Source organism: Amycolatopsis sp. lyj-84, from assembly GCF_046549075.1.
In the GTDB taxonomy this organism is placed as follows: Bacteria; Actinomycetota; Actinomycetes; order Mycobacteriales; family Pseudonocardiaceae; genus Amycolatopsis.
Genome location: NZ_JAJPWO010000029.1, coordinates 44,963 through 51,961 on the forward strand (window position 1 = coordinate 44,963; position 6,999 = coordinate 51,961).

Here is a 6,999-nt window from a genome sequence, read left to right on the forward strand (position 1 = left end):
ATCAGGGTTACGCGGTGGTATCCCTGCGACGTATCGTTGCGACCTCCCGGAACCGGTGTGACCAGCGCGGAGGTGACGATGGGCGGTGAGACGGCGCGCGGACGATCGCTCCCGATGGTCGGCCGGGCCGCGGACCTGGCCACCCTGATCGACGTCGTCATCCGCCCGCCCGCGGTGGTGTTCGTGGAAGGTGAGGCGGGGGCGGGGAAGACCACTTTGGTCGGTGCCCTCGCGACGGCGGTGCGCGGCAGGAACCTGTGGATGGCCGTCGGCACCTGCCAGCCGTTTGACGAACCCTTCCCTTACGGCCCGTTGCTCGACTGTCTCGGGCGGGCGGGGGACAGGATGGGCCGTCCCGATCCGGTGACCGGAGCACTGCGCGGACACCTGCCGGAACTGGCCGATCTCCTGCCCCCGGCACCGCCGCCGCTGGACCACCCGGAGGCCGAGCGCCATCGGATGTTCCGGGCGGTCTGCGCGCTGGTACGCGAGCTCGGGCAGGCCGTTCTCGTGGTCGAAGACGTGCACTGGGCGGACGAAGACACCCGGCAGGTGCTGAGATTTCTGCTCACGGATCCGCCGCCCGGACTGTCGCTGGTCGTCACCTACCGGCGTGAGGAACTCTCCGGCGATGCCCCGCTGGGGCCGGTCGTGCGCCCGCCGCCCGAGGTCCTCACCACGCACCTGGGACTGCGACCGTTCGAGGAGCCGGAGGTACGGGCCCTGATCGAAGCCGTGACGGGCGGCGTCGTTTCGGAGTCGTTCGCGACAGCGGCTCTGCGCGAGACCGGCGGAGTTCCTTTCGTGGTCACGGAACTGGCTCGGGTCCTGCGTGACCGGTTCGTGGACACCCGGAGCGAGGGGGTGACGGCGGGCCGGCTCCTGGCCGCCGTCGAGGTGCCTGTCCTGGTGAAGGAGTCGGTGCTCGAACGACTGCACCGGCTGATCGAGCCGGAGCGCGCGGTCGCCGAGGCGGCCGCCGTGCTGGAGGATGCGGCGCCGGTGGAGATCCTCGCGGCGGTCGCGGGGTCACCCGGCGCGCACCCGGTGGTGAGCTTGGTGCGTTCCGGTGTGCTGTCGGAAGACCCGCCGAACCGGTACGGCCTCCGGCACGGCATGGCCCGGCGGGCGGTCTGCTCGGCCCTGCCGGGACCGCGACGGCGGGAGCTGCACGCCGCCGCGGTCCGCGTGCTGGCCGACGTGCCCGGGTGGCCGGCGGCGCGGCTCGCCAGGCACTGCGCCGAGGCGGGTATGCCGGAAGAATGGCTGCGGTACAGCGAAAGCGCCGCGGACACCGCCGCCGGGGCGAAGGACATGTCCACCGCGGTGGACCTGCTCTCCCAAGTGGTCTCCGACCGCGACGTGCCCGCCGCGGACGTGAACCGGCTGGCCGCCAAACTCTGCGGGTACGCGCTGGCAGGGCTGCCCGACGCCGACGTGATCAGGCGCATCGAGACGCTGCTGTCAGACCCCAGGTTGACCGCCGACGTACGCGGCGAGATGCGTCTGTGGTTCGGCACCCTGCTGGTGCGCGAGTCCATGCTGGACCGTGGCTGTGCCGAAATCACCCACGCGATAGAACTTCTGGGCGACCAGCCCGAGCGCGTCGCGTCCGGGATGGCACTGCTCTCCGTGCCGTACCTGGACATCGCCACCGCGGCCGACCACCGGGCCTGGCTTCTGCGGGTGGAGGACCTGCTCGCCCGGCTGCCGCGGCGTCCCGCGCGCACGGCGGTCCTGGCCACGGTGCTCGGCGGGCAGCTCATCGTCGGTGACCCGGGCGTCTGGGACCGGATCTCCCTGCTGCCCGCGCCCAACGACGTCGACGACCCCGCCGAGATCAGGCACCTCGCCCGGGCCCACGCCAACCTGGCCGACGCGTGCTCGTGGACCGGCCGGGACCGGCAGGGGCGCACGTTCCTGCACACCGGGTTGGCGATGGCCTCACGGACGGGCGCCGACTACGTGGTGGCGACGGCCGAAGCCACCGCGGCCCGGCTGGATTGGCTCGCGGGCGAGTGGACAGGGCTGGCCGAGCGGGTACAGGCGCTGATTCACGCCTACTCCCATCTGCCGCTCATCGCGAACGAACTGAACCTGGTCATCGGCTGGCTGGCCGCCGCACGCGGCGACTGGCTGACCGCCGAACACGGATTCCACGCCGCCCTGGACATTCACCCGACGGCGGTGATCCCGGTGGCGGTGGCCGCGGCGGGAGGGATGGCTGCCATGCTCCTCGGCCGGGACGACACCGCCGCTCGCGCGCACGCGGAGCGTGGACTCGCCCTGCTCCGCGCGAAGGGCTCCTGGGCGTGGACCGCCGAGATCGTCCCCCAAGCGGTCGCGTGCTATCTCGCCGACGACGAGCCCGACGCCGCGCGGCGACTCGTCGCGGAGGCCGAGGAGGAGCTGGACGGCATCGACGCGCCGTCAGCGCGGATGGCGCTCACGGTGTGCCGGGCACAGCTGGCCGCCGCGGCGGGAGAGCGCGACGACGCGGACCGGCACTACCGAGACGCGCGGTTGCGATACCAGGAACTCGGGCAGCGCTACCGGGCCGCGCAGTGCGCAGACCAGGCCGCTCGGATCACCGGCGCCGATCCCGCGGTGTTCCGCGAGCTGGCCGTCACGTTCGACGCCCTGGGCGCCACCGTCGACGCGGCACGCTGCCGCCACCACATCCGCAGCACCGGCACCGTCATCCCGTCCGTCCGTGGCCGCCGCAGCTACGGCACGCAGCTGTCGCCGCGCGAACACGACGTTGCGCGCCTGCTGGCCAACGGCCACACCAACCGGGAGATCGCCCAAGCCCTGTTCATCTCACGGCGCACCGTCGAGGACCACGTCGCCAACGTGCTCCGCAAACTCGACGCGTCCTCCCGGCGCGATGTCCGGCTCTGAACCGCTGCGGGTGCGACCATCCGTGGCTTTTCCGCGAAGTGGTCCATCCGTGTCTCCGGTCGCTATAGGTTGTGCGCATGTACGTGCCGACGCCGTCGCAGGGCGACCCGCAGCAGACCGCCGGACCGCCCTGGTGGCTGGTCATCGGGCCCGGGTTCGCCGCGCTCATCGGTCTGTTCCTGCTCACCGTGATCTACCGCTTCGACGGCCGGGCGACCCTGCAGATCGAGCTGGGCATGTCCCATGAGTCCCTGCTGCTGAGCGGGCTCGTCGCGTACCTCGTCGCTGCCGCGATCGCCTTCCCCGCCGGTCTGCTGCCCGGCGCGCGCTTCCCGACATCGGTGACCGTTCCCGCGACCTTCTTGATGCTCCTCGGTGTGCTGCTGGTCGCCTTCACCCCCAGCGGTGCCCTGTTCCTGGTCGCGCGGGTGCTCACCGGACTCGGCGCGGGCGCGGCCATCGGCGTGACCGTCGCACTCATCCGGCGGCTCCGCACCGGTCGTGGCGCCGCGACCGGGGTGCTCGCGGGCCTCGGTGTCCTGGCCCTGGCGATCGCGCCGTTCCTCGGCGGGCTGCTCTCGGACGCCACCGGTTTCCGCGTGGTGTACCTGGTGGCCGCGCTGTTCGCCTTCGTCGCGCTCGTCGTCGCCGGAATCATCGGCATCGTCACGATGGTGACGGCGAAACCCTCGGCCCGTCCGATGCCGTACCAGCCTCAAGGTCCGCCGCTCGGTTGACGCGGACGAAGCCGTGGCTTGACCTCGGCTTCGCTTCGGAGGCGCCTACGACCCTGACGCCGACGGGTCCTGCGTCCCCGCTGGGTTAAGGTCCGGGCTGTGGAAAGTCTGTTCCTGACCCGGGTGCTGAGTGTGCTTCGGTCCGCCGGTGACGAAGCGCTGTTCGTACAGGACGGCCAGGTGACCAGCTACGCGCAGGCACTCGACCTGGTGTCCCGGTTGTACGCGGGGCTGCCTGAGGGCGGGATCGTCGCCATCGACGCGGGCAACCGGCCGGAGACCGTTCTCCTGCAAGTCGCCGCGCAGCTCCGGGGTGCAACGGTGCTGCTCGTCGCCGCTTCGGCGAGCCTGCCGGATCGGCTCGCGGCGGTGTCGGCGGCCGGGGTCACGACGCTGGTGACCGACCAGGTGACGGGATGGCCCGCCGATGACGCACGGGTGATCGAGCTCGACGAACTGGTGGCCCGTGAAGGTATCGAGCCCTCCGCTCTGCCGGGGTCGGTCACCGTCATCTTCCCCACCGGGGGAACCACGGGGGTGCCGAAACTCATCCGGCACAGCGGCATCTACGACGGGATGGCGCATATCTTCGCGCCGGATCCGGCGGGGCCGGGGCGCACGCTGCTGATCGCGCCGATGACGCACATGACCGGGAACGCCACCGTGCTCGGGGCGATCCTGCGGCGGGAAAGTGTCGTGCTGCAGAAGGGTTTCGACGCGGGCACCGTACTGGACGCGATCGCGGAACACCGGGTCACCTCACTGTCGCTCACGCCAGCGCGGCTGGCGGCGGTGCTCGATCATCCGGCCATGGCGTCGACCGACGTCAGTAGCGTGCGGCAGCTTTCGGTGGGTGCCGCGCCGCTTCCGCCGCGACGGCTGGCTCAGGCGTTGGAGATGTTCGGGCCGGTGGTCGGGCAGGGCTACGGCCTCACCGAGGCGCCGATGATCGCGAGTATCTCCGCGGCGGAGCTCGACGGACGGCCGGAGCGGCTCGAATCCGTGGGCAGGATCGTTCCGGGGATGGAGGCGCGGATCGACGACGGTGAGATCCTGGTGCGCGGCTTGTCGATGATGGACGGTTATCACGGCGCGCCGCCGATCGGTGCCGAATGGTTGCGGACAGGGGATCTCGGCCGGTTCGACGACGAGGGGTACCTGTACCTGCTGGACCGCGCGAACGACGTCATCGTCACCGGCGAGCACGGCACCAAGGTGTTCTCGACCGTGGTCGAAAACGCGCTCGCACGGCATCCGCTGGTCCGTTCGGTGGCCGTGTTCGGCGTCCCGGGTGAAGGCGGCGAGGGGGAGCGGGTGCACGCCGTGGTCGTGCCGGTGTCTTCAGGAGCGCTGACGGCCGACGAGATTCGAGCGCACGCCAGGGAATTCTTCGGAGGCGAGCATTTCGTACCGTCCGATGTGGACTTCGCCGACGCGTTGCCGATGACCGCGATCGGCAAGGTCGACAAGCGGGCGTTACGCGCACCCTTCTGGTCTGGACACGATCGTCACATCGCCTGAACGAGGCCGGCCGCGAGACGAGGGACTCAGTTCAGTGAGGAGCAGTTTCGTCCCGGTGTTCGGCTTCCAGAAGTGCGAGCAGTCCGGGAAACCTGCTCTCGACGTCCGCGCGTCGTAGGCGGACGCCCTTGCGGTTGCCGTAGTCGATCTCGTCGATGAGGCCTGCTTCGCGCAGGACCCGGAAGTGGTGGGTCTGGGTCTGCTTCGAGATCGGGAGAGCGAACGAGTTGCAGCCTCGCTCGCCGTCGGTGCGGTCGGCGGCCAATTCCGTCATCACCGAACGACGGTGCTCGTCAGCGAGAGCGCGAAGCACCACGCCCAGCTCGAACGCATCGACCTCTGGACCGACCAGGTTCCTTCCGGCCACGGACACCTCCCTCAGGTACGTCTTGCATCGTACCTCAGGGGCGTGCTCTACTCAGGTACGAAATAATTCGTACCTAGGCGGCCGAGGGTGTGGTCGTCGACGCTCCGAGAGGTCTTGTCATGAAGAAGCCCGAGGTGCTGATAGTCGGTGCCGGAATCGCCGGGCCCGCGCTCGCGTACTGGCTCGCCCGGAACGGATACCGGCCGACCGTCGTCGAGCATGCCCGGCAGCTCCGCTCCGGTGGCAGCGCGATCGTCGTGAAGGGGCCCGCGATACCGGTCGCCGAGCGGATGGGCATCGTTCCGCGGTTGCGCGAGGTCGCCACCCGCAATCGGTCGCTGGCCCTGCTCGACCCGGACGGCAAACGAGTCCTGCGGCTTCCCACCTCCTCGGAAGGGTCGCCGACGGTCGAGGTGACCCGGGCCGACCTTTCCGAGGTACTCCACCGGACGGCGCGGGACGATGCCGAGTTCGTGTTCGACGAGACGGTCACCGCGCTCGATCAGGACGAAGGCGGAGTCGACGTCACCTTTCGGCGGTCCGCGCCACGGCGTTTCGACTTGGTGGTCGGTACCGATGGGATGCACTCCACCGTCCGGCGTCTGGTGTTCGGGCCCGAGCGGCAGTTCGTGAGCGACCTGGGTCTCTTCGGCGCGACCGTCCCGCTGGAACCCGACGCCATCGACGACCCGAGCGAGCTGACGATGCTGACCGCGCCGAACCGGATGCTGGTCGTCCACCCCTCGCGCACCACGCCGCTCGCGATCTTCACCTTCCGGGCCACACGGCCGGAGCCCCACGATCGCAAGAACATCGCTCTGCACAAGCAAACCGTGGCCGACGTGTACGCCGGCGTGCGGTGGCGGGCGCCGGAGCTCGTGGCGGCGTACCTCGACCACCCGGCCCCGTTCTTCGACCCCCTGACGACCGTCCGGATGCCCTCGTGGTCCCGTGGACGGGTCGTTCTGCTCGGGGACGCGGCGGCGGCCACGGCCCTGCTGGGCGACGGGTCCAGCATGGCGATGGCAGGAGCGTTTGCCCTCGCGGAAGAACTCGCCTCCCACCACGACGATCACGTCCGCGCCTTCGCCGCCTACGAGTCGCGGCTCCGCCGTGAAGTGCGGCCGCGACAGCGACGTGTCGGCCTGCTCTCCAGGCTCATGGTGCCCGGCACCCGATCAGGCCTCCTGGTACGCAACACGGTGGGGCGCGCGGTCGGTCTCACCTCTCGCGAAACCGCGGACGCAAAGACCGGTTAGCGGCCTATATTCGCCTTGCGACGGGGGTCGTGAGTGGCAATTCGGGTTCTATTGAGGGCTAAGGCAAAGGCGGCGCGTCCGATGCCGAGCGGCCGTGTCGCGAAAGCCACTTTCGGGACATCAGACGTCCCGACTCCCGGGAGCGCGTCAGCGCGACGGGAGACTTCACCGTCGCGCGCCTCTTTCGGCCGGAGGCCACGGAAACATTTTGCAG

The 6,999-nt window shown here is 70.3% G+C and carries 5 protein-coding genes; 4 read left to right on the forward strand and 1 reads right to left on the reverse strand.

The window, feature by feature from the left end; all coding sequences use genetic code 11:
- Positions 1-57: 57 nt before the first annotated feature.
- From ACLJRM_RS43920 to ACLJRM_RS43930, 3 genes are all read left to right on the forward strand, one after another.
- Entirely contained in the window at positions 58-2,901 is a 2,844-nt protein-coding gene (locus ACLJRM_RS43920) for an ATP-binding protein (protein ID WP_410666405.1), read from the forward strand.
- A gap of 77 nt (positions 2,902-2,978) precedes the next feature.
- Positions 2,979-3,638: an MFS transporter gene (locus ACLJRM_RS43925; RefSeq protein ID WP_410666406.1), complete on the forward strand. Its 660-nt coding sequence runs from the start codon at positions 2,979-2,981 to the stop codon at positions 3,636-3,638.
- Between the two features lie 99 nt (positions 3,639-3,737).
- On the forward strand, positions 3,738-5,159 hold the full coding sequence (locus tag ACLJRM_RS43930; protein WP_410666407.1) for an AMP-binding protein: 1,422 nt from the start codon (positions 3,738-3,740) through the stop codon (positions 5,157-5,159).
- Between the two features lie 31 nt (positions 5,160-5,190).
- On the opposite strand, the gene ACLJRM_RS43935 is transcribed toward ACLJRM_RS43930, so the two are convergent.
- A complete protein-coding gene (locus tag ACLJRM_RS43935; RefSeq protein ID WP_410666408.1) occupies positions 5,191-5,526 on the reverse strand; it encodes an ArsR/SmtB family transcription factor in 336 nt (111 codons plus the stop codon).
- A gap of 119 nt (positions 5,527-5,645) precedes the next feature.
- On the opposite strand from ACLJRM_RS43935, the gene ACLJRM_RS43940 reads away from it, so the two are divergent.
- Entirely contained in the window at positions 5,646-6,785 is a 1,140-nt protein-coding gene (locus ACLJRM_RS43940; RefSeq protein ID WP_410666409.1) for an FAD-dependent monooxygenase, read from the forward strand.
- Positions 6,786-6,999: the final 214 nt, after the last annotated feature.

What these genes read in the sequence shown, in the direction of transcription:
- ACLJRM_RS43925 (WP_410666406.1), top strand. Translation starts at nt 2,979, where the DNA reads ATGTACGTGCCGACGCCGTCGCAGGGCGACCCGCAGCAGACCGCCGGA.
- ACLJRM_RS43940 (WP_410666409.1), top strand. Translation starts at nt 5,646, where the DNA reads ATGAAGAAGCCCGAGGTGCTGATAGTCGGTGCCGGAATCGCCGGGCCC.